A 20,863-nucleotide genomic window follows, 5' to 3' on the forward strand; every position below is an offset into this window, starting at 1 on the left:
TATTTCCATGGCACCTGTGACCTGACCTACCTTGATTGAGGCAGCTTGTGATCCATGTCCGAGGACGGCAGCAACGGGCTCCTGCTTGAACACACCATCTGAGGAGCGAACACTTGGCCACCCGTACAGCCGGACATGATCCGCGGAGTGAAACAGTCGAGGCAGCAATCGAGGAGCTCCTCGCCGCCATGACCTGGGAGCAGAAACTCGCCCAACTCCAGATCGCCTTCCGCCCGCAGCTCGAGGATGCCAAGGACCTAGCCAGGGGAGGAATCGGCGCTGTCTTCTGGCCGCGCAGCGCCAAAGCCACCAACGAACTCCAGCAGACAGCCCGTGAGGAGACGCCGCACGGGATCCCGCTGCTTGTCGGGCTGGACGTGGTCCACGGACAGCGGACCACGTTCCCGGTTCCGCTCGCGCAGGCCGCCAGCTTCGATCCCGCCGTGGCTGAAACCGACGCCCGCATCTCAGCCAAAGAGGCCGGGTCCGGAGGCGTGAACTGGACGTTCTCGCCGATGATCGATGTATCCCGTGATCCCAGGTGGGGCCGTGTAGTGGAGGGCTTCGGCGAGGACACTCACGTCAACAGCGTGTTCGGTGCCGCGAAGATCCGTGGATACCAGGGCGAATCCCTTGCGCACGAGGACTCCATCTTGGCCTGCGCCAAGCACTTCGTCGCCTATGGGCACGCCGAAGGGGGTCGTGACTACAACACGGTGGACGTCTCCATTCAGCGACTCCGGAACGTCTACCTTGAACCTTTCCGTGCGGCCGTCGAGGCCGGCGCCGCTACGGTCATGGCGGCTTTCAACACGGTGTCCGCGCGGCCCGCACACGCAAACGCGCACCTTCTGACGGGGCTCCTCAAAGAGGAGTGGGGATTCGAAGGTGTGGTGGTCGGTGACGCGGATGGAGTCGTCAACCTGATCGACCACGGTGTGGCCTCGGATCTTAGCGACGCGCTCCAGCAGTCCTACATGGCCGGCCTGGATGTCGAGATGGGCGGCAACGCCGTCAGCGCCGACGGGGCTACTTTGCTGTTGCCCAAGGACGTGTCACCCCACAGGGTCGACGACGCTGTCCGCCGTGTCCTGCGGCTGAAGCATGCCCTCGGCCTTTTTGATGATCCGTACAGGGATCCTGCTTTGGAGCTAACAGCCGCGTCTGATGAAACCCGGCTGGCTGCCCGGGAAGCGGCTGAAAAGAGCCTGGTTCTTCTCAAGAACGACGGCGGCGTCCTTCCTCTTGGTCCATCACCGCGCAGGGTCTTGCTCGTCGGGCCCTACGCGGAGAGCAATGACCACCTCGGTGCATGGGTACAGTCGTTTGCCGAGCCCTCCGGAACGCTCGCCGACGCCATCCGTGAGCAATGCGCCGACTGGTCACTGACGGTTAAGGAGGGCAGCGGATTTTTTAATGAGGACCCGGTGCTCCTGGCTGAAGCGGTCGAATCGGCAATGCAGCATGACGTCATCCTTGTTGCCGTCGGCGAACCTTCGTCCCTGACAGGGGAAGCCAGTTCGCGCAGCGAACTCAGGTTGCCGGGCGGCCAGGAAGAGCTGATCAGGGCGATCGCCGGCACGGGCAAGCCCTTTGCGGTGATTATGTTTAACGGCCGTCCGCTGGTGACCGGTGCCTGGATCGATTCAGCTCCATCCGTTCTGGAAGCCTGGCACCTCGGTTTGGAAGGACCCGCGGCAGTGGCAAGGGCCTTGAACGGGGAAGTAAATCCCGGTGGCAGGCTGCCGATGACCTTCCCGAGGTCGTCCAGCCAGGTGCCCATCTACTACGACCACGAAAACACGGGGCGTCCGGCAACCGTCTCTGCCCGCCTGGAAGAGGGCGACGTTGACGTGGCGCTTATGGGGCCCGGCAACACGGACGACCGCTACACCTCCAAGTACCTTGACCTGCCGTTGGGGCCGCAGTTCGCGTTCGGGCATGGGCTGAGCTACACATCGTTCGGTTACGGTCCGCTCCGGGTTGAAACAGGGGAGCTGCCGCTGGCCGCGCTGCGCGACGGACGGACTTTCCGGGTCGAGATCCCTCTAACCAACACCGGAGACCGCTCCGGCGACGAGGTGACACTTGTTTTCATTCGTGACCGGGTGGCTTCGCTTGCCCAGCCATTGCGGAGGCTCCGTGCTTTTGCCCGTACGTCTTTGGAAACCGGCCAAACCGAGTTGCTGAACTTCGATCTCGGCTGGCACGACCTCGGTTTCTGGGACAACGAGGGACTCTACGTCGTGGAACCGGGTGAATTTGAGGTCCATGTCGGCGGCGGTCTTGAAAGCAGCGTGCACACGGTGGTGCGGCTGACTTAGTCCGTGGTCACTGGTCATCATCAACATTCCTGAACACTGAGGAAAGAGCTCCACATGAACAACATCCCGCGTCTCGAACGCCATGACGGTCACACCCGACTTATTGTCGACGGCCGACCTTACCTTTGCCTTGGTGGGGAACTGCACAACTCAAGCTCATCCGACCGGCAGTACATGGCCAGGGTCTGGGACAAGATCTCCACGTCAGGTGCCAACACTGTGATCGCCACCGTGGCATGGGACCAGGTAGAGCCGATTGAAGGGACCTTCGACTTCTCCATCGTTGACGGACTACTGCAAGACGCCCGCTCGGCGGGAATGCGGCTCGTACTTATCTGGTTTGGCGCCTTCAAGAACGCTTCCTCCACCTATGCGCCGACGTGGGTCCGCGCAGACCGGGAACGCTTTCCCCGCGCAGACCGGGGACCGGACCCAATGGAAACGCCGTTTTCCTACAAAGGGTCAATGCCACGGCCCACGCTGTCGGTCTTTTCCGATGAGCTATTCGAGGCCGACAGGGCGGCTTACAGCGCCCTCATGCGCCACCTCGCAGCAACCGACCGGGCGCACACTGTGATCCTCGTCCAGATCGAAAACGAGGTCGGTTTGTTGGGGGCCGGAAGGGATCGAAGCCCGCTGGCCGAGGCGGCGTGGAAATCCCCGCTTCCGCAGGAGCTTCGTAAGGCACTGGCAAACGATCCTGCCTCTTTTGACCCCGGAGTGGCCAGCGTCCTTAATTCAGCCCTCGATGAGGACAAGAGTTGGGCCGAGCACTTCGGCGACAGTAACCCAGTGGCTGACGAAGTATTCATGGCGTGGGCCTTTGCCTCCTACGTCGGGGGGCTGGCCACAGCCGGGAAGGCCATCCTGGACCTCCCCGCGTTCGCCAATGCCTGGCTCGGTCCGCAGGCCGGTCAGGATGTCCCTGGCCTCTACCCGAGCGGGGGCCCGACGGCGAAGATGCTGCCTGTCTGGCGGGCCGCGGCGCCTTCGATCGACTTCCTGGCCCCGGACATCTACGTCCCCAATTCCGCCGAGGTGATGTCACAGTACGCTTCGGCGGACAACCCGCTCTTTATCCCGGAGGCCAGGTTCCGCGCCGGCGACGCCTTCCTGGCCGTAGGCCGCTTCAACGGGTTCGGCTATCACGTCTTCGGGTTGGAGGATGGCCGGGAAGGCAGCCAGTACGGTGAGGCATGCAAGGCGATGCTAGCCCTCACCGTTGACATCGTCGACGCCCAGCGTGATGGGCGGATTTTTGGCTTCGCACTGGAACAGGACGAGGACGCGGTCACTGCCACTTTGGCCGGCACTTCCGTCACCATCCGTAACGCGGCCAAGCTGTATACCGCCATGCTCCTAGATGCCGGCGTCGTCCTGCCGCCCCCGCCGGAACTGCCGGGCGAAACGGTTGGGGCGGCGCATGGGCACACACCCGGTGACGGGCGCCCGTTCGGACTCATCATCGCGGCAGGCCCCTTGGAATACGTCGTCGTGGGCCAGGGTGCATTGCTCGACTTCCACAAGGAAGGCACTGAACTCGAAGTTGACTCCGTCCGTGAGCTGCGGCTCACGGACGAGGGCTGGCAGGAGGGTCGCCTCCTTAACGGTGATGAACGGCTTCAGGTTCTGCAGGGAGACAAAATCAGCGCGGCCCGGATCAGGCTTCTGGAAGCCGTCAAAGACTAACGTAAGGAAATATCCCGTGCCTTTTCACCCTGAAATTGCATCCAGGCTAGCGCTGCTGGACGGTGTGCCATCCCTGGAGGAAGCTCTTTCCAATCCGGAAATGCTTCGCCAGTTGGAAGCCTTTGATGCCTACCCCGACGCTGCACTTCCTCCCAACGTGGTTACCGAAGACCGCAGTATCGACGGCCCGCACGGCCCCATCCGAGTGCGAATCTACTCCCCAGCCGAAACGGCCCATGGACTACGGAACGGATTCGTCTGGATGCACGGCGGCGGTTTCCGGTTCGGCGATCTTGACATGAAGGAAGCCGATTGGACCGCCCGCGAATTGGCGCACAGGGCGTCGGCGGTCGTGGTGAGTGTCGATTACCGTCTGGCGGTAGATGGTGTCACCTATCCTGTCCCGCTGGACGACGTAGTCGCCGCGGTTCGATGGGTGCGGAAAAACGCCGGAGACCTGGGGTTAGCATCCATAGCAGTAGGCGGCGCGAGTGCGGGCGCCAACCTTGCAACCGGCGCGGCTCTGCGCCTCCGGGACGAGGAGTCATGGGCTCCCGAGCACATTGTGCTGGTATATCCGTCGATGCACGGTGATTTCCCTAGGCCATCCGATTCCCTGGCCCGAGCGCAGGCAGAGATGATGCCCGCCATGAGGATGTCTCCCGCGATGTACCGCTATTCCAAGGAAAACTATTTGGGGAACCTGCATTCCAACCCGCCAGGGTATGGAATTCCAGCCCTGGCTGATTTGGACGGGCTCCCGCCGACGTTGGTTTTGAATGCCGAGTACGACGACGTCCGTGCGTCGGGAGAGGCGTTCAGCGCCGCGCTGGCTGGGGCCGGCGTCGACGTTGAGCAAGTTCTGGTCAGGGGAGTGCTCCATGGATTCCTTAACCTGTCAGCCTCATTTGAACCAGTGGACGATGCGCTCGAACGCATTGCCCGCCGCCTTCGTGCGACGAGCCAAATTTCATAGTCACTGACCGAACCAAAAGCGGAGCGGATGCCGCAGTGACGGCATCCGCCCGGTTTTGGCTCTCCTAGAGATCCAGTAAATGGCTCCGGCCGTGGCACCGGGACACACGTCATCATGGTCTGGTTGGCGAGGCGTTCCTCAAGCTGAGGACGGAGTCGCGCTGCTCCGGGCTGCCATCGAGGACACGCACCTCGCAGGTTCCACACGTGCCTTCCCTGCAGGTTGAGAGTATGTTGGCGCCCTCCCCGTTGAGGGCATCCAGCACGGTCTCGTTTTCTCCCACCGTCACTGCTTTCCCGCTTCGACCGAGTTTTAAGTCAATGCGGCGGTTCGGCTGGTGCACTTTCCTGGCGGCTAAGCGTTCCACGACAGGCCTGGAGTCTGCCTGATGCTGGTTTGCGGAGCCCTCCAGCCCGGCCAGCAGCTCATCGGGCCCGCACTCATACACGTAAGAGTCCTCGGCCGGTAGCTTCTGCCAGATGTCGTCATGGTTATGCCGTCCGCGTTCGCTGCTTGGCCAAGCGTAGACGTTTGATGGGTGGCTCCGAACAAGGTCCTCCAGGTATGGCATGCGTTTCCGATGGCGGCCGAGAAAGAGCAAACGCCAAGGCGCGCCGCGACGCTCAGCTTCGTCAATCATCGGCAGCAAGGGGGTAATTCCGATTCCCCCGGCGACGAATAACAGGAATTGTGCCGGTTTCAGCCGGAAGTGGTTGCGCGGTCCCCGGATATTCAGCCGGTCTCCAACACTGACCTCGTCATGGATCAGCTTTGAGCCCCCACGGCCGCTGTCCTCCTTCAATACGGCAATGCGCAGCTCAGATGCCCCGTCTGTCCATACTGGGAATACTGCCGCAAAGAACCACCCGGGAGTTCTAGGTCCAAATGCGCTTCTGGCTCCCAGTCCAGCGGTCCCGGGCCATCCGTCTCCAGCGTCAGTTCCAGTACGTCTTCCGTCACCAGCCGCCGGGACCGGACTGTCGCGCTGACCCATGAAGAAGCCCAGCGCTGCGCCGATCCGTGGATCTCCAACAGGAACTTGAGGTCCCGCCGAACGGCGCACAGGCGGGACGAAACAGTGGTGCGTTTTCGTTTGCTTGCCCGGTACCCGTTGACACCGAGGGGATTGCTCGCGTGACCTCTATGCCACGCGAACCCAACCCACCCTGAATGTCATCAAGCATACGTGTCCGGCGTTGTTGCGGGACCCCGCAGGTTATCCGGAAGACTGATGGGAGTCATAATCAGAATTGGTCTTGGCCCTTGTCGGCCTATCCGAAGCACCATCAGTTCCGTGGATGGACGCCATAAGCAAAGTCGCGTGGACGGAACGAACGAACTTCGGTCTACTGGAATCCAAGAGGCGAAGGCTGTTGATGCCGATCGCCGAAGCCACGAGGGCTTAGCGTTTCCGAGAAGTCGCCCCTCGACAAAGATGTCTGAAAGGTAACCAGTGTCATATTTTTCCAGTTCCCGCAGGGGATGGTTCACAGCTGCGGCCACTGCAGTAGTAAGTTCGGTAGCTTTGACCGGATGCGGTGGTTCGCCTTCGACCGCGCCGGCTGGAAGTGAGCCGCAGACGATCAAGTTCTCGTTTTCGACTACCAACCCCACCGACACGTTCCTTCAGGACACGGCAGCGGCGTTTGAGAAAGCCAACCCCGGCACCAAGATTGAGCTGGTCAAGCTGCCGGCTGAGACTGAACCCCAAACCGTAACCACCCAGCTGCAGGGTGGAAACGCCGCCGATGTCATGAATATCCGTTCCGGGCAAGGCCAGGTTGCCGCGATGGCTGGTTTCGCCAAAGCAGGCCTTCTCTTGGAACTCAATGACCCCGAATTCAGCGAAAAGCTGCCGGCCAGCATCGAAAAACTCTTCAAATATGACGACAAGGTCTACGCGGTGCCGCTCTCGTCGATGCCTACGGGCCTCATCTTCAATGAAGCCAAGGCCAAGGAACTCGGAGTGACGCTGAACGCTGACTCCTCCTTTGACGATTTCCTTATTCAGTGCAAAGTTGCCCGCGACAAGGGCGTCTCCCTGACAGCGCTCGCGGGTACCGTGCCTGGCAACCCGGGCATCATGACCATGACGTTGGCTAGTTCCACGGTTTACGGCCCGAACCCGGACTGGAATGCTGACCGTGCTGCCGGCAAAACTACTTTTGCAGGTGAAAAGGGCTGGCAAGAGGCTCTTGACGGCGTGAAGCAGATGTTCGACGCCGGATGCTTCCAGGACGGCGCGGCCGGCGCAGGTTTCGACACTCTCATCAGCTCAATGGGCCAGGGCAAGGCCCTAGGCTTCTTCGCTCCCGGAGGTGCCGCCAAGAGTATTGCCGATGGCTCCAAGGGTGCCGTAGACCCTGTCGTGGTTCCCATGCCGGCGCCGGGCGTATCGGAAAAGTACTTGGGCAGCACCGCTGAGCTCGCACTCGCGGGAAACGCAAAGACAAAGAGTCCCACTCTGGTGAAGAAGTTCCTGAAGTACTTCACCGACAAGGTAGGGGCCGAGATGGTCGCAAAGGGCCAGGGCACTCTTCCGGTCAATCTCGGGGATTATGCTTTGCCGGCGAGCTACGAACCGATCAGCGGACTGTACAAGGCAGACAAGGTGCGCCCGCTCGGACAGTCTGAATGGCCCTCTGCCAAGGTTTACGACAGCCTCGGCAAAGGCGTGACGGCAATGATCACGGGACAGAAGTCAGCGGCGGATGTTCTGAAAGAAATGGACTCTGCCTGGGGCAAATAACGGACTGGTGCCGGCCCTCACTCCGGCCGGCACCTATCCCTATCCCTCCAGCAACAAGCAAGGAACTGCGACAGTGACAATTACCAATGGACGCACCGTCCCGCCGGGGACAGAAATAGAACAACAACTACCGGAACCACCGAGGCGGTCCTCCGGCGTCGGCTTCGGCCGTTGGTGGTGGGCGCTGCCTGCCGTAGCCCTCACACTCGTCGTCACCTACATGTCGACAGCGTTTGGTGCATTCTTCGCCTTCACCGACTGGACCGGGCTCGGTGACTTCAACTTTGTCGGCTTGGACAACTTCATCCAGGTTTTTGAGGACCCCGCCCTGCTGGGTTCCGTGCGTAACACTCTGCTTCTGGCTGGAGGTTTCGTGGTATTTACGAACCTCCTAGGCCTCCTTTTCGCTCTGGCGCTGAACCGGACGCTCAAGACGCGCTACCTGCTGCGTGCCCTGATCTTTATGCCAGTGGTGCTCAGCTCGGTGGCTGTTTCCTTCATCTGGAAGTTCATCTTTGCCTACGACGGCCCGCTCAACCAGGCGCTTGAAGCTGGTGGGCTCGGGCAATTCAAACAGGACTGGCTCGCAAATCCGGCGCTGGCACTTTGGTGCATATTGGCCGTCATGGTTTGGCAGAGCATCGGATTCGTCATGGTCATCTACCTCGCGGGCCTCGCTACGGTCCCCGTGGAGCTGGAAGAGGCAGCGTCCCTCGACGGGGCCGGAATCTGGCAGATATTCCGGAGCATCACACTGCCCACGATTCAGCCCTCGGTCGCCATAGCGACTGTGCTGACACTCATCCAGGGACTTTCAGTCTTCGACCAGGTCCTCACACTCACCGGCGGCGGCCCAGGGGACGCTACCCAGACGCTGGCGACACAGATCTACACGCAGACGTTTCTGTATGGCGCGTTCGGGTTGGGGGCAGCCGCTGCGCTTATCCTCACAATCTTCATCCTGATCCTCGCACTCATCCAGCAGTTCATTGTGCGCGATCGCGCCAACATTGGAGACTAGAAATGCATCGCTACACGAAGTGGACACTTGGCAGGGAAATCCTAGTGGTCATTGCCAGTATCATCATCCTGCTTCCGTTCTGGATACTGATCAGCACCTCGCTAAAGACAACGGAGCAGGTGCTGACGACGTCCGCCTTTGCGCCGCCTCCGACCCCGACGCTGGACAACTTCATCCAACTGCTTTCGCCTGCCGGAAGCCAGTCTGGCAATGTCTACCAGGGCCTATTCAGCAGCCTGCTGATTACGATCTCCACGGTTCTTGTGCTTATCGCCCTCTCGTCGACTGCGGCTTACGTGATCGCACGGAGCACGCGGAATCTCTCCAACCGGGTTTTTCGGATCTTCTTGATCGCCATTGTCCTGCCGACTCAACTGGGGGTGCTTCCTTTGTACATCGGTGCCCGCAGCTTGGGTTTGGTCGGTAACCCATGGGGAATGGTCATCATCTACACAGCCATGACCATGCCGTTTGCTGTCTTCCTTTACTCAGGGTTCTTCCGTCGTCTGCCACGGGATTATGAGGAGGCTGCCACCATAGATGGGGCTTCTCGCTTTCAGATCTTCTCGCGCGTCATTTTCCCTCTTATGGGGCCGGCGACGGGGACCGTCGCCATCCTTTCGGGCCTGCTCGTGTGGAACGACTTCTTCACAGCGGTGATCTTCCTGAATGGGTCGCCTTTTATGACTCTTCCCGTTGTTGTCTATAACTACGTGGGGAGCTTGGTGTCGCAGTGGAATCTGAGCTTCGCGGTTGTCCTGATCGCCATGGCGCCCGTTTTGGCTTTCTACATCTTTGCCCAGAAGAAGCTGATGCAGGGCTACGCCGGCGGCATCAAGAGCTGACTTGCACTGATGGAAAAAGACAAATCCCAGTGCACGCCGACGGTGTCGCCAGAAACAACGCCGTGGTCGTCCCACAAAAAGCTGCGATGGGGCATCGCCGGAACGGGAGGAATTTCCCAACAGATCACGGCGGACTTCTCCCTGGTAGACAATGCGGACGTCGTCGCCGTGTCCAGCCGCCACGCGTCGTCGGCGCACGACTTCGCGGACGCGTTCGGCATCCCCACCCGCTTCGACGACTACAACAGCATGCTCGACGCCGACATTGACGCCGTGTACATCGGGACGCCCCATGTGACGCACTTCGAGCTCGCACGGGTGGCGCTTGAGCGCGGCCGTCATGTCCTCTGCGAGAAACCGATCGGCATGAATGCCGCGGAGGTGCGGGAACTCACCGCCATCGCCGCGGGATCCGGAGCCTTCCTGATGGAGGCGATGTGGATGAAGTTCAACCCTCTCTACGCCTGTCTACGCGAGATCATCGACGCCGGAGTCATCGGCGAGATCCGCAGCGTCAGATCCTCCTTCGGCGCCCCGTTCCCCCAAGACGACTCAAGCCGCTGGAAGCCCGGTGGCAGCGCACTGCTGGACCAGGGCATCTACCCCGTGACGCTCAGCCACATGTTCCTCGGTGAGCCGTCGAGCATCACCGCAGCCGGGGTCATGCGGGAGGACGCGGTGGACCTGAGCCAGAACTACACCCTCAACTACCCCGGAGGACGCTTCGCCCAAGGTGCCAGCTCGATGGTCGAGTTCCTGGACCAGTCCGCATCGCTCTCGGGAACCGGGGGGTGGATCACGATCGACACGGGTTTCTGGTTCGCGTCACGCCTCACAGTCCACCGTTTCAGCGTCGAAAAGGGCGAAACAACTGAGACTTATGAGACCACGCGAGAGGGTAACGGGTATGTGCCAATGCTCCGGGCGGTTACCGCCGCGATCTTGAACGGGGACGCGGAGCATTCCCTCCACACCATGGAAGGGACCGCTCGCGTCTTTGACACGTTGGACGAGATCCGTCGACAAATCACGGCAAATGGAAAGGCCACCCTATGAGTACCGCAGCAGCAGGCCCACGAGTATCCACAGGCCGGCAGGACGGCAGAAGGCCAGCGTCGGTCGGATCTCGGCGGCAAGTCCTACGTCGATCCTGTGTTTGCGGGAGGCCATCCTGATCCGGCCGTTCTCCGAGACAGCGACGATTATTACGTGACGTTATCCTCCTTCGGGTCAACGCGGGGAAGCAGCCCATCGACCAGCTCACCGCTGACGTGCATCGTGGGCGTCCGGCGATACGAGATAAGTGTCGAAGTGGAGCTCCTGGACGGCGCGCAAGGCGGGTTGTTGCTTAACTGCAGTGACCGAAGGGCGCACCGGCCAATCGCTATTGAGCCGACCTATGACTTTGTCCAGTTCTTGTCATAGCCATCGGCCAGTTTCATCCCGGTGTGAACACCCCTGGCGTTGGGGGACACCGCTCTGAATGGTTGCCGAGAGCCAGCCAAACTGGAGCACGACGTCGATGGTTTTGCCAAAGGGATTATCGTCATCGAGTTCCACGATTTGACGTGTAACCGGACGGACAAGCCGGGCTGGGGCGCGATCCGGGCGCCGCCGCCCGTCTCTTCTGTTCCTGGATCGCGTTGACCAGGTTGTCGATCATCACCATCTGGGGCCCGGCTTTCCTTCCGGGAAGGAACGCAGTGCGATCCGATATGCCCGGCGCCCCTGGTGACCATAATTCTCAAAAGGTGATTCTAGTGTTGCACTGGATTGTCGTGGCTGTGCGGCCGACACTTCCACACATCAGGAGATGCGGGCGGCGCCGGCCGAGGGGGCGACGGTGAAGACTTCCGGCCGAGTGAATCCCGCCTCGGCGAAGATGCTGACGACGGCGTCGCGGACGTCCTGCTCATGCCCCACGGGAGTCAGGGCGATCGCCGAGCCGCCGAACCCGCCGCCGGTCATGCGGGCACCGATGGCGCCGTGGGTCCGGGCCGTGTCCACGGCGAGGTCGAGCTCGGGGCAGGAAATCTCGAAATCGTCGCGCATTGAGGCGTGGCTGGCATCGAGAAGGTCACCGATATGGGCCGGCCCCTGGGCGCGGAGGGTGTCCACCGCCTGAAGAACGCGGTCGTTTTCGGTGACGATGTGGCGGACCCGCCGGAAGGTAGTCGGATCGAGCACATCGCTGGCGTTCTGAAGGTCGGCGACGGCGACATCCCGCAAGGCTCGCACGCCCAGCACCTCGGCACCGAGCTCGCAGGAGGCGCGGCGGGAGGCGTAACCGCCGTCGGCGTGGGAATGCGAGACTTTCGTGTCGATGACGAGCAGGACCAATCCGGCCTCCTGCGCGTCGAACGGCACGAGTTGAACGGATTGGTCCCGGCAGTCGAGGAAGACGGCGTGGCCGCTGGCGCCGCGCAGTGACGCCGACTGGTCCATGATGCCGGTCGGCGCGCCGACGAAGGCGTTTTCGGCGTGCTGGGTCAGAAGGACCATTTCCTGGGCCGACAGCCCTGCACCGGCGAGCTCGCTCAGGGCCGTGACGACGGCGCATTCAATCGCATGCGAGGAGGACAGCCCCGCGCCCAGCGGGACGTCGGAGTCGAGCAGCAGATCGAAGCCGGGGACCTCGATGCACGCTGTTGCAAAGCCAATACGACGCCCAGGGGGTACTTGGCCCAGCCGGGCGCGCTGCCGGGCGCCAGGGCCGCGGCGTTGGCCTCCAGAATGCCGTCGTCGCCGGAGGTGGACAGCAGTCGGACTGTGGAGTCGTCCCGAAGCCGGACCGCCGTCGCCGCCCGCTTGTTGATGGCAAAGGGCAGCACGAAGCCCTCGTTGTAGTCGGTGTGTTCACCGATCAGATTCACCCGCCCGGGGGCGGCCCAGACGCCGTCCGGGGCGGCCCCGAAGGTGGCCTCGAAGCGGCTGATCAGGCTGTCCGGATGGGCGTCGGCGCGAGTGGTCGTGTTCATACAGGGGCGCCTTCCGGGGTCAGGGTGGCGCGGGTTGCGGTGCCGGCCGGCTTGCCGGCGACGTCACTGGCCACCTCACTGGCTACTTCGCGCAGCCGGGCGGCGACCGATTCGGGGGTGGTGTCGTTGATGTAGGCCCCCATCGCCGCTTCGGAGCCCGCCAGGTACTTGAGCTTGTCGGCGGCGCGCCGGGGGGAGGTCAGCTGCAGATGCAGTTGGCCGGCCCGGCGCATGTCCGCCTCCAGAGGGGCCTGGTGCCAGGCCGCAATGTAGGGGATCGGCGTCGGGTACAGGGCGTCGAAGCGCCGCAGGAGATCCGGGTAGAGGTGCGCCAGCTCATCGCGTTCGGCCCCGCTCAGCGCGGCCAGATCCGGAACCTGACGGTGCGGGACGAGGTGGACTTCCAGCGGCCAGCGCGCGGCAAACGGCACATAGGCGCTGAAGTGTTCGCCCTCCAGGACCATGCGGCTGCGGTCACTGCGCTCGGCCTGCAGCACGGACGCGGCGAGCGTCGCCGTGCCGTCCGAGGCATCAAAGTATGCGCCCGCCGCGGCGGCCAGGACTTCGGCGCGAGGCGTCACGTAGGGGTAGGCGTAGATCTGCCCGTGCGGGTGGTGCAGGGTGACGCCGATCTCGGCGCCCCGGTTCTCGAACGGGAAGACCTGCCGGATGCCCGGCAGGGCGCCGAGGGCCTCGGTCCGGTGGGCCCAGGCGTCAATCACGGTCCGTGTGCGGCGCCAGCCCAGGTCGGCGAAGGACCCGGCGTGCTCCGGGGTGAACGCCACCACCTCGCAGCGGCCCACGGCCGGGGCCGAGGTTCCCCAGGCAAGTGCCGTCGGGAGCTCGCTCGTGGCCGGCCCAAGCGAGGGGAAGCGGTTTTCAAAGACCGCGACGTCGTAGTCCGGAGCCGGAATCTCGGTCAGGTTGGCCGGCGACGTCGGGCAGATCGGGCACTGGTCCGCCGGCGGCAGGTGCGTACGGGACTGCCGGTGGGCGGCGACGGCGACCCATTCCCGGCTGAGCGCGTCGAAGCGCAGCTGGCCCGGGTCGGGGCGGACGGGCAGTTCGCGGTGATCCGTCAGGGACTCGGGGGCCCGTTCCGCCGTGCCGGCATCGTCAAAGTAGAGGATCTCCCGGCTGTCAGTCAGGAGGGTCGTGAACATGCGTGTCATGTTCACATTTGGACGTTAAAGTTAGATAGAAACCAATTTCGATTAGAACAATTTTTTGTTACTTTTGGTGCGCTTGAGGACGACTAGCACTAATTGGAGGAACCCGGCCCCTCGCCGCCCTCCTGTTTCCCGCGCCCTGCCAGCACGCTACGAAGGCCGCACGATGCTAGCCGCAGCCCGCCATTCCGCCATCATCGCGGAGGTTGAACGTGAGCGGAGCGTGCGCGTGCTCATGAGTCGTTACACCCTGCGGGAACGTCGCGAAGAAATGTCCGGCTTGACGGTGCGGCCGTAGTGCCGGTTTGGACCCGCCGATGCTTTCCAGCTGTTCGGCGCTGAGCGGTTCGGTCATCAACAGGTAGTCGTAGGCCTGTACCTATTCGTGCCTTGGAGTTGTGGTGTTGACATGATCTACGGAAGTTCCGTGGAAAAGTTTCTCTGCTTCCTAAGGGGCCGGGGGGAACGTGAAGGGCGACTTACGCCAGTGCGCAGCCGGGGGCAACAACCGTTAGGGGGATGCTCCTGCGGATGCGGTAGGCCTCGAGGGCTAGGACGAGGAAAAACGCCGACGGTGCGGAGTCCGGGCCGACGACTTTTTCAGGGATTAGGGTCCCGCCGAGGGCGCCTGCGGTGACGGAACCCACGACCAACTCGAACACGGAAACGCGGTATAGGTCGCCCTTGAGTAACTCGCCCCGCACAGCCTCACCTGTTAGTCACTTTGATGTCCCACGCACAAGTCCCTCCCGCTGCTGCGCACCGTCACCGCTTTCGCGCGTCCTTTGAACAGTCTTTGCCCTGCGTCCTGCCAGCCAGATGGCTACGGCATTTGTGGCCACGATCAGGCCAACGCCAAGCCACTCGTGGAGGACGAGAACCTGGCCCAGTACCAAGATTCCGGAGAGCGCGGCGAGGATGGGGTTGATGCTCATAAAGACGCCGAAGAAGCCGGCCGGTACGCGCCGAAGCGCGAGGAGATCGGCGGCGTAGGGCACAACGGAGCAAAGAACACCGGCAGTGACGGCGTATAGAACCGCCTGACCGGTAAATACACCGTGAGCAAAGAGGAAGGCCGCCACGGGCAGGTAGAAAACCAGTGAAACCAGCGACCCCGCGGCGGGGGCCTGCAGGCCGGGCAGCCGCTGCCCGGCAACCCTGTTCAGGAGGATGTATGCCGCCCAGCACGCGGCGGCGGCCATGGCGATGCCAACGCCGGCTAAGTCGCTGCTCGGCCCGGGCATGACGAGAATGAATACTCCCAACCCAGCGGTGAGCCCACACACCAGATCCCACCTGCTCCTCGATGACAGCAGTGCAACCGCCAGAGGACCGAGGAATTCCAGGGTGACAGCAAGGCCGAGCCCGATCCTTTCAATTGCCAGGTAAAGGCAGATATTCATCAGCGCCGTGGCCGCCCCCAGCAAAAGCACGGGCCACCACTGCCGCCGGGTAAACCGATGAAGCGGAGGCCGGGCAACCGGAAGGAGCACCGCAGCAGCCACAAGCTGCCGTACGGCCACAACGCCCGCCGGCCCGATCAACGGAAAGGCGTGCGCGCCGATCCCGGCGCCGATCTGATTGCTGACCCCGCTTCCCGTCATGGTCAGCACGCCACGAAGAACCGACGCCCCGTTCCGGTCGACGCCGGAGACGCCGGCCCGGTCTGCACCCTGCGCTGAATTGGCTTCCATAGGCTAAGTTTCCGAGCAAAACCTTCGGCGAAAAAATGTGTTCAATGAGCGTTCTATACGATGAGCGTATGAATATTGAACTGCGGTACCTCCGGGCACTGGTGGCCGTGATCGACGCCCAGACCTTCACCGACGCCGCCATCGCTCTCGGAACGTCCCAGGCCGCCGTGTCCCGGTCCGTCGCAACGCTGGAACGGACACTGGGTCTACGGATTCTGCAAAGAACCACCCGCAACATCACCCCCACGGCAGCAGGCGAGCGGATCATCGAGCACGCGCGGCGGGTCCTGGACGAGGTCGCGCTCCTGGAACGGGAAGCCCGTGGCCACAGCAGTGAACTCAGGGTGAGTTACGCATGGTCCGCGCTCGGCGGCCGAACGGCGGCCCTGCAACGCAAATGGGAAGAGACCCACCCCGACGTCCGCCTCGTCTGGGTCCAGACAAACGCCGCCGCGGGCGGGCTGGCGGACGGATCCGCCGACGTCGCTGTTGTCAGACGCCCGCTCAGTGACCACCGCTTCGCTTCCATGCCGATCGGAACGGAAGCACGCTACGCGGCCATGGCAACAGCGGATCCTCTGGCCCGGAGGCGCTTCCTGCGCATGGCCGACTTCGCCGGCCACACACTCGCCGTCGACCACCGCACCGGAACCACCACCCAAGAACTCTGGCCCGAAACCGCCAGGCCGACATCTGTCCGGCTGGTGCAGGGGGTCGACGAATGGCTCATGCTCATCTCCACAGGACAAGCCATCGGCATGTCGTCAGAGGCCACCGCTGCACAGAATCCACGACCCGGCATCGCGTACCGGCCCGTCCGCGATGCCCCGCCTATCTCCGTGTTCCTCGCCTTCCGACGCGACGATCCCTCAGCCCTCATCGCAGACTTTGCCCGCCAGGCCCAGGAGGCCTTTCATCCTGACGATCCGGCTCAAACGGGGCGGAGTCCGAAATGATTCAGCTTGGACCAAGGGCAAAAAACTCTATGGCAGGGACTTTGCTCTCATCCGAGGGCGGCAGCATCGTCCGGTCGCGTTGGGGTGCTTTCATTAAGTTTTCTCCGTGGGATTGGCCGGTACGTCTTTGTGCCGGGGTGGGTCAGCCGCTGGAGGTCTCCGTAGCGGCTGCTGCGGATCCGTTGGCCCGGGCCTGGAAGGTGGCGATACGTCGCCACATTTCCGGGGCGTTGGAGTACATGGGGAAGTGCCCGCTGTGCGGGATCTCCGCCAGCTCGACGCCGTTAGAGGCCAAGCGGGGGAGGTAACTCAGGGTGTTGTTCTGCTCCCCGTACATGAACATCCGGGGGAAGGGCAGGGCCAGGAATTTGTCCATCAGGTCTGCGTGGTCGGAGAGTTCCACCATGGATTCAAAGATTCCGCGGACGGCGCGGGCCCGGACTTTGTAGCGGACACTGCTGGCGTACAGCGGGCTGGAATAGTAGGGCGCCGCCCAGTTCCGGGCGATGAAGTCCTCCAGGAACTGGTCCGGGTCCTCGTGCGGGTGAAGGAAGATCTGGCGGCTGAGGAAGCAGTCCTCAGGTGCGACGTTTCCCTCGATGTCGGTGAAACTCGCCACGCGTCCCGTTTCCTGGTGTGCGAGCATCAGCGACGTCAGTCCGCCCATGGAATGCCCCACCAGGTCGAACCGTTCGATACCCTGCTCGGCGAGTGCTGCCAGGGCGGTTTTGACCAGGAAGGGGATGGAGATCCTGTCCAGGTCGGCGCATTCTGACTCTCCGCAGCCGGGAGCATCGTAGGCGAAGACGGGCCGGCCGGCGAAGGCAGGATGCACTGCGACGTCGGCGTAGTCCTCCTTTGTGGAGCCGAAGCCGTGCAGGAGCACGATTGGGAGCCCGGTGCCTTGGCGGCCGATGCAGGACAGCCGCACCTCGGTCCCGTCGATGCTCAGCGGCATCCAGTGCTTGGTCAGTGAGCTCGTTGTGGTCAAGAATTTTTCCTTCGAGGATGGAGTTTTGGTAGGACGTGTCTTCGCGGCAGGGCTGTTATCCCAGTGCTGGGGCTTTGCGGATCAGCGGCTGAAGGTCGCGGGGGCTGATCGAGGCCTGGAAGCCGTCGGACTTGGGGATATACCGCCGCTCGTGCATTGGGTCTGCGTCCAGCCAGGGAGCGGAGGAGCCAGGCATGACCATTTCCACGATTCCTGTCTGATGCTTCGGGCCGCCTCTTGGTGGGCGACGGCCCTGAACAGAGTGTCCTACGCTTCATACCAGTTCCTTTACTGTTGCTGCGAAGCGGGCGAGCCCTCCTGTGAGGCTGTCGACGTCGGTGGCGAAGGAGATCCTGATGTGGCCCTCGCCGGAGGGCCCGAACTCGCTGCCGGACCGGACCAGGACGCCGGCTTCGGCAAAACGCGCCGTCATCTCGTCCGAGCTGAGGGGCGAGGTGATCCTGGGGAAGGCGTAGAACGCGCCCTGCGGCGGAAGCATGTCGACGCCGGGCAGCCCCGACAGGAAATTGACCACGATATCCCGCCGCTTCTGATACGACAGTGCGGCCGCTCGGAGATCGGAGCGGGAAATTTCCAGGGCCGTCCGAGCCGCGTCCTGGATGAACGTGCTCAGGGGGCCGTTGATGGTTCGGTGGATGGTGTTGATCCTGCTGGCCAGTTCCGCGGGGGCGACCACGTGGCCCAGCCGCCAGCCGGTCATGGCATAGGTCTTGGAGAACGTGCTGCAGCAGATCACCTGGTCCCGCGCGCCGGCGAGCGTCAACGCCGAGGTGAAGGCAACGCCGTCGAAGGTGATGTCCCCGTAGGCTTCGTCGGCCAGGAGCAGCAGTCCGGGGTTGTCCTGGAGGAGTTGCTCGAGCCGGTGCAGGTCAGTGTCGGGGTAGACCCGGCCGGTGGGGTTTCCGGGGTTGCAGAGGAGGATCATCCGGGCGTCGGCTGCCTGTTGCTGGAGGGTGTCCAAGGCCAGGGAACCGTCGGCGAGGTTGGGCACCCAAATGACTTCGGCCCCGATCATGGCTGCGTGGTCGGCGTACAGGGAGTAGGTCGGCTCCGGGATCAGGATCTTGTCGCCGGGGCTGACCAGGGCGAGCATTGTTGCTGCAAGTCCAGCGCTTCCGCCGTGGGTCAGCACGATCTCCTCCGGCATGGTGGGCCGGCCGTACTTGGCCGAGGTGTGCTTCGCGATGGCGTGCTGGAGTTCGGGGGAGCCGGCCGTCGGCGCGTAGCGGGTCCTGCCGTGGGCCAGGGCGGTAATGGCTGCTTCGACGATGGCTGCCGGGGTGCCGGAGTCAGGCTCGCCCATGGCAAGGGAGATGGCTCCGGCCTTGCCGGCGCCGAGGGTCTTGGGCCGGCGGCTGCTGCTGATGATCCGCTCCACCGCGGCGGAACCGGTGGTGCGCGGGCGTGGCGTTGCTGCAGTTTCCATGATTTCTTTCGGCAGTGGGTTGGGGGACTGTTCGGTGTGAAGGCCCCCCGGCGCCAGTGATGGTTTAGCGGGGAGTGACGGTGCCCTCGGGCCGGAGGTTGTACAGTTCCAGGGTGGTTTTGCCGGCCCTGATCTCGGCGATGATCCGCTGCTCGTCGGCCACGCGCTGGTCGGCGCGGCTGACGATGGCCGCCGCGGAGTCCTGGGGCAGGACGACGACGCCATCGGCGTCGCCGATCACGATGTCGCCGGTGTGGACCACGACGCCGCCGACCCGGACGGGGGAGCGCAGGTCCCCGGGGTAGTCCTTGACGGTGCCGACGACGGTGACGTGCCGGGCGAAGACGGGGAAGTCCATGGCGGCCATCTCTTCGGAGTCGCGGACACCGCCGTCGACGACGAGCCCGGCGATGCCGCGGTACTGAGCGGCGACGGCGAGCACTTCACCCCAATGGCCGTAGGCCGCTCCCTGCAGGTCCACCACCAGTACGCTGCCGGCCGGTGCGGCGAGGACGGCGTTGTGGAGGGCGAGGTTGTCCCCTCCGATCCCGCGGACGGTGAACGCCGGCCCGGCGACTTTGGCTCCGGGCCACGCCGGGCGCAGGCCTGGATCGCAGGCGCAGGGCAGCTTGGCGGCTTCGTACAGCGTGGCTGCGGTGTGGTCTCCTGCTGCGGTGCTCATGCTTTCCTCCACTGGAGGTCGTGGTAGCCGAGGTCGGCGCGGGCCTGGACCAGGGTGGACCCGGCGTTGACGGCTTCGATGATGCGGGCTTCGATGTCTTCGATGCGTTCGGCGATCTCTGCGATTTCCTCGGCGCGTGCCGCGGGAACGGCGAGGGCGCCGTCGGCGTCGCCGCAGATGATGTCCAGGGGGGAGATGTCGACGTCGTTGATGGTCACCGGGGCGTTGACGGCGACGAGCCGGACGCGGTCCTTGCCGGTCCGCATGAACGGGCCGCGGCTGAACAATGGGTAATGTTGCCGGAGGGCGGCGTTGAGGTCGCGGCAGACGCCGTTGATGACGGTTCCGCCGATGCCGCGGGCGGCGGCGATCTCGGTCATGATGCCGCCCCAGACGGTGACGTCGGTGCGGGCATGGTTGTCGATGAGCACGACGGCGCCGGGCGGGACGTCATCGAGGAAGTCGCCGACGCTGCCGCGTTCGGAACCGGCCGGTTCGTACTGCACCGTGAAAGCAGGTCCGCCGATGCGGAAGTCGTAGGTCAGCGGCGCCAGCCCGTGCAGGGTGCCGTGGATGCCGAGCGAATCCATGGCGTCGGAAATGGACGCCGTAGGGATCGCCTTCAGGCGTGCGGAGATGGCGGAAGCGGTGGTGTTCATCAGTGTTCCTCAGTGGTTCCGGCCAGGCGCGCATCGCGCATGGCTTCATGGAGGGCGACGCCGGCACGCAGATCCGCGGCCATGCCGCGTTCCCGCTCTGCCACGGCCTGGGCCTTTTCCAGGACTTCTTCGGCATGGGCTCGGGGCACGACGACGACGCCGGTCTCGTCAGCGAACACCACATCCCCCGGGGTGACGGTGACGTCGCCGAGGCGGACCGGTTCGCCGGTGGAGCGCTGCTGCAGCCGGCCCCGTGCAGTTGCCGGGATCCGGCCCTTGGAGAAGACGGGGAAGCCCATTTCGCGGGCTTCATTGACGTCGCGGCAGGCGCCGTCGGCCACGACACCCCGGACGCCGTTGAGTGCGGCGCCCAGGCTCAGGAGTCCGCCCCAGCAGGAGACGTCGGTGCGGCCTTCGTTGTTCACCACGATGACGTTCTCGTCCGCGGCCGCAGCGACGGCCGCGGAGCCGATATGTGCGCCGGAGGGCCCGGGGACGTATCGCTCGAGCTGGACCGTGACGGCAAAGCCGACAATTTTCGGATGGCCCCAGACCGGCAGGAAACCGGCCTGCCCTGACGGAAGGTCCAAGGCGTCCAGGGCGTCCGAGACGGCGGCGGAATCGAGCTCCGCGTAACCGGCAAGCAGGGAAGTATTTGAATCGGTCATGCTTCAAGTAGACCG

The 20,863-nt window shown here is 63.6% G+C and carries 21 protein-coding genes; 8 read left to right on the forward strand and 13 right to left on the reverse strand.

Annotation, left to right across the window (positions count from 1 at the left end; genetic code table 11):
* Nucleotides 1-113 precede the first annotated feature (113 nt).
* From ABFP37_RS20480 to ABFP37_RS20490, 3 genes are read left to right on the forward strand one after another with little or no spacing between them, the layout of a single operon-like run.
* Entirely contained in the window at nt 114-2,324 is a 2,211-nt protein-coding gene (locus ABFP37_RS20480; RefSeq protein ID WP_347034755.1) for a glycoside hydrolase family 3 N-terminal domain-containing protein, read from the forward strand.
* 54 nt (nt 2,325-2,378) lie between these two features.
* The gene (locus ABFP37_RS20485; protein WP_347034756.1) at nt 2,379-4,013 is read left to right on the forward strand and encodes a DUF5597 domain-containing protein; all 1,635 of its coding nucleotides are present in this window, start codon (nt 2,379-2,381) and stop codon (nt 4,011-4,013) included.
* 16 nt (nt 4,014-4,029) lie between these two features.
* The gene (locus tag ABFP37_RS20490; RefSeq protein WP_347034757.1) at nt 4,030-4,989 is read left to right on the forward strand and encodes an alpha/beta hydrolase; all 960 of its coding nucleotides are present in this window, start codon (nt 4,030-4,032) and stop codon (nt 4,987-4,989) included.
* 112 nt (nt 4,990-5,101) lie between these two features.
* Here the strand turns inward: ABFP37_RS20490 and ABFP37_RS20495 are convergent, their stop codons facing one another.
* Nucleotides 5,102-5,791, reverse strand: coding sequence for an iron-sulfur cluster-binding domain-containing protein (locus tag ABFP37_RS20495; protein WP_347034758.1), 690 nt, complete (start codon nt 5,789-5,791; stop codon nt 5,102-5,104).
* Nucleotides 5,792-6,514: 723 nt separating this feature from the next.
* On the opposite strand from ABFP37_RS20495, the gene ABFP37_RS20500 reads away from it, so the two are divergent.
* From ABFP37_RS20500 to ABFP37_RS20515, 4 genes are read left to right on the forward strand one after another with little or no spacing between them, the layout of a single operon-like run.
* Nucleotides 6,515-7,738: an ABC transporter substrate-binding protein gene (locus ABFP37_RS20500; protein WP_347034759.1), complete on the forward strand. Its 1,224-nt coding sequence runs from the start codon at nt 6,515-6,517 to the stop codon at nt 7,736-7,738.
* 7 nt (nt 7,739-7,745) lie between these two features.
* Entirely contained in the window at nt 7,746-8,759 is a 1,014-nt protein-coding gene (locus ABFP37_RS20505) for a sugar ABC transporter permease (protein ID WP_347034760.1), read from the forward strand.
* Between the two features lie 44 nt (nt 8,760-8,803).
* Nucleotides 8,804-9,604, forward strand: a complete 801-nt coding sequence (locus ABFP37_RS20510) for a carbohydrate ABC transporter permease (RefSeq protein WP_347034761.1) — start codon at nt 8,804-8,806, stop codon at nt 9,602-9,604.
* A gap of 9 nt (nt 9,605-9,613) precedes the next feature.
* Entirely contained in the window at nt 9,614-10,660 is a 1,047-nt protein-coding gene (locus ABFP37_RS20515; protein WP_347034762.1) for a Gfo/Idh/MocA family oxidoreductase, read from the forward strand.
* 750 nt (nt 10,661-11,410) lie between these two features.
* On the opposite strand, the gene ABFP37_RS20520 is transcribed toward ABFP37_RS20515, so the two are convergent.
* The 6 genes from ABFP37_RS20520 to ABFP37_RS20545 form a co-directional block, all read right to left on the reverse strand.
* The gene (locus ABFP37_RS20520) at nt 11,411-12,244 is read right to left on the reverse strand and encodes a hypothetical protein (RefSeq protein ID WP_347034783.1); all 834 of its coding nucleotides are present in this window, start codon (nt 12,242-12,244) and stop codon (nt 11,411-11,413) included.
* Nucleotides 12,142-12,582 (reverse strand): galactokinase family protein, encoded by a 441-nt coding sequence (locus ABFP37_RS20525; protein WP_347034763.1) that lies wholly within the window; start codon nt 12,580-12,582, stop codon nt 12,142-12,144. Before ABFP37_RS20525 ends, ABFP37_RS20520 begins: the two co-directional genes overlap by 103 nt.
* Nucleotides 12,579-13,745 (reverse strand): galactose-1-phosphate uridylyltransferase, encoded by a 1,167-nt coding sequence (galT, locus tag ABFP37_RS20530; protein WP_347034764.1) that lies wholly within the window; start codon nt 13,743-13,745, stop codon nt 12,579-12,581. Before galT ends, ABFP37_RS20525 begins: the two co-directional genes overlap by 4 nt.
* Nucleotides 13,746-13,920: 175 nt before the next feature.
* On the reverse strand, nt 13,921-14,109 hold the full coding sequence (locus tag ABFP37_RS20535) for a hypothetical protein (RefSeq protein ID WP_347034765.1): 189 nt from the start codon (nt 14,107-14,109) through the stop codon (nt 13,921-13,923).
* A 121-nt stretch (nt 14,110-14,230) separates the two neighbouring features.
* On the reverse strand, nt 14,231-14,455 hold the full coding sequence (locus ABFP37_RS20540; protein WP_347034766.1) for a hypothetical protein: 225 nt from the start codon (nt 14,453-14,455) through the stop codon (nt 14,231-14,233).
* 15 nt (nt 14,456-14,470) lie between these two features.
* Complete coding sequence (locus ABFP37_RS20545) at nt 14,471-15,445, reverse strand: EamA family transporter (protein WP_347034767.1); 975 nt, start codon at nt 15,443-15,445, stop codon at nt 14,471-14,473.
* A 68-nt stretch (nt 15,446-15,513) separates the two neighbouring features.
* Here ABFP37_RS20545 and ABFP37_RS20550 point away from each other — a divergent pair, with 68 nt between their 5' ends.
* The gene (locus tag ABFP37_RS20550) at nt 15,514-16,401 is read left to right on the forward strand and encodes a LysR family transcriptional regulator (protein WP_347034768.1); all 888 of its coding nucleotides are present in this window, start codon (nt 15,514-15,516) and stop codon (nt 16,399-16,401) included.
* A gap of 142 nt (nt 16,402-16,543) precedes the next feature.
* Here the strand turns inward: ABFP37_RS20550 and ABFP37_RS20555 are convergent, their stop codons facing one another.
* The 6 genes from ABFP37_RS20555 to ABFP37_RS20580 form a co-directional block, all read right to left on the reverse strand.
* Nucleotides 16,544-17,359, reverse strand: coding sequence for an alpha/beta fold hydrolase (locus ABFP37_RS20555; RefSeq protein WP_347034784.1), 816 nt, complete (start codon nt 17,357-17,359; stop codon nt 16,544-16,546).
* Nucleotides 17,360-17,447: 88 nt separating this feature from the next.
* Nucleotides 17,448-17,594 carry a hypothetical protein gene (locus ABFP37_RS20560; protein ID WP_347034769.1) on the reverse strand — a complete coding sequence of 49 codons (147 nt, stop codon included), beginning with the start codon at nt 17,592-17,594 and terminating at the stop codon, nt 17,448-17,450.
* Nucleotides 17,595-17,666: 72 nt separating this feature from the next.
* Nucleotides 17,667-18,839 carry a pyridoxal phosphate-dependent aminotransferase gene (locus ABFP37_RS20565; protein WP_347034770.1) on the reverse strand — a complete coding sequence of 391 codons (1,173 nt, stop codon included), beginning with the start codon at nt 18,837-18,839 and terminating at the stop codon, nt 17,667-17,669.
* Between the two features lie 64 nt (nt 18,840-18,903).
* Nucleotides 18,904-19,521 carry an RraA family protein gene (locus ABFP37_RS20570; RefSeq protein ID WP_347034771.1) on the reverse strand — a complete coding sequence of 206 codons (618 nt, stop codon included), beginning with the start codon at nt 19,519-19,521 and terminating at the stop codon, nt 18,904-18,906.
* Complete coding sequence (locus ABFP37_RS20575; protein ID WP_347034772.1) at nt 19,518-20,180, reverse strand: RraA family protein; 663 nt, start codon at nt 20,178-20,180, stop codon at nt 19,518-19,520. The genes ABFP37_RS20570 and ABFP37_RS20575 overlap by 4 nt, the downstream gene beginning before the upstream one ends.
* Nucleotides 20,180-20,848 carry a 4-carboxy-4-hydroxy-2-oxoadipate aldolase/oxaloacetate decarboxylase gene (locus ABFP37_RS20580; protein ID WP_347034773.1) on the reverse strand — a complete coding sequence of 223 codons (669 nt, stop codon included), beginning with the start codon at nt 20,846-20,848 and terminating at the stop codon, nt 20,180-20,182. The genes ABFP37_RS20575 and ABFP37_RS20580 overlap by 1 nt, the downstream gene beginning before the upstream one ends.
* Between the last annotated feature and the right edge of the window lie 15 nt (nt 20,849-20,863).

The organism is Burkholderia sp. RS01, from assembly GCF_039748055.1.
GTDB lineage: Bacteria > Actinomycetota > Actinomycetes > Actinomycetales > Micrococcaceae > Arthrobacter.

Bases quoted from the DNA above. Each gene is read 5' to 3' on its own strand.
- ABFP37_RS20570 (WP_347034771.1), bottom strand. From the start codon at position 19,521: ATGAGCACCGCAGCAGGAGACCACACCGCAGCCACGCTGTACGAAGCC.
- ABFP37_RS20575 (WP_347034772.1), bottom strand. From the start codon at position 20,180: ATGAACACCACCGCTTCCGCCATCTCCGCACGCCTGAAGGCGATCCCT.
- ABFP37_RS20485 (WP_347034756.1), top strand. From the start codon at position 2,379: ATGAACAACATCCCGCGTCTCGAACGCCATGACGGTCACACCCGACTT.
- galT (WP_347034764.1), bottom strand. From the start codon at position 13,745: ATGTTCACGACCCTCCTGACTGACAGCCGGGAGATCCTCTACTTTGAC.
- ABFP37_RS20555 (WP_347034784.1), bottom strand. From the start codon at position 17,359: ATGCCGCTGAGCATCGACGGGACCGAGGTGCGGCTGTCCTGCATCGGC.
- ABFP37_RS20580 (WP_347034773.1), bottom strand. From the start codon at position 20,848: ATGACCGATTCAAATACTTCCCTGCTTGCCGGTTACGCGGAGCTCGAT.
- ABFP37_RS20560 (WP_347034769.1), bottom strand. From the start codon at position 17,594: ATGGTCATGCCTGGCTCCTCCGCTCCCTGGCTGGACGCAGACCCAATG.
- ABFP37_RS20545 (WP_347034767.1), bottom strand. From the start codon at position 15,445: ATGGAAGCCAATTCAGCGCAGGGTGCAGACCGGGCCGGCGTCTCCGGC.
- ABFP37_RS20515 (WP_347034762.1), top strand. From the start codon at position 9,614: ATGGAAAAAGACAAATCCCAGTGCACGCCGACGGTGTCGCCAGAAACA.
- ABFP37_RS20565 (WP_347034770.1), bottom strand. From the start codon at position 18,839: ATGGAAACTGCAGCAACGCCACGCCCGCGCACCACCGGTTCCGCCGCG.
- ABFP37_RS20550 (WP_347034768.1), top strand. From the start codon at position 15,514: ATGAATATTGAACTGCGGTACCTCCGGGCACTGGTGGCCGTGATCGAC.
- ABFP37_RS20525 (WP_347034763.1), bottom strand. From the start codon at position 12,582: ATGAACACGACCACTCGCGCCGACGCCCATCCGGACAGCCTGATCAGC.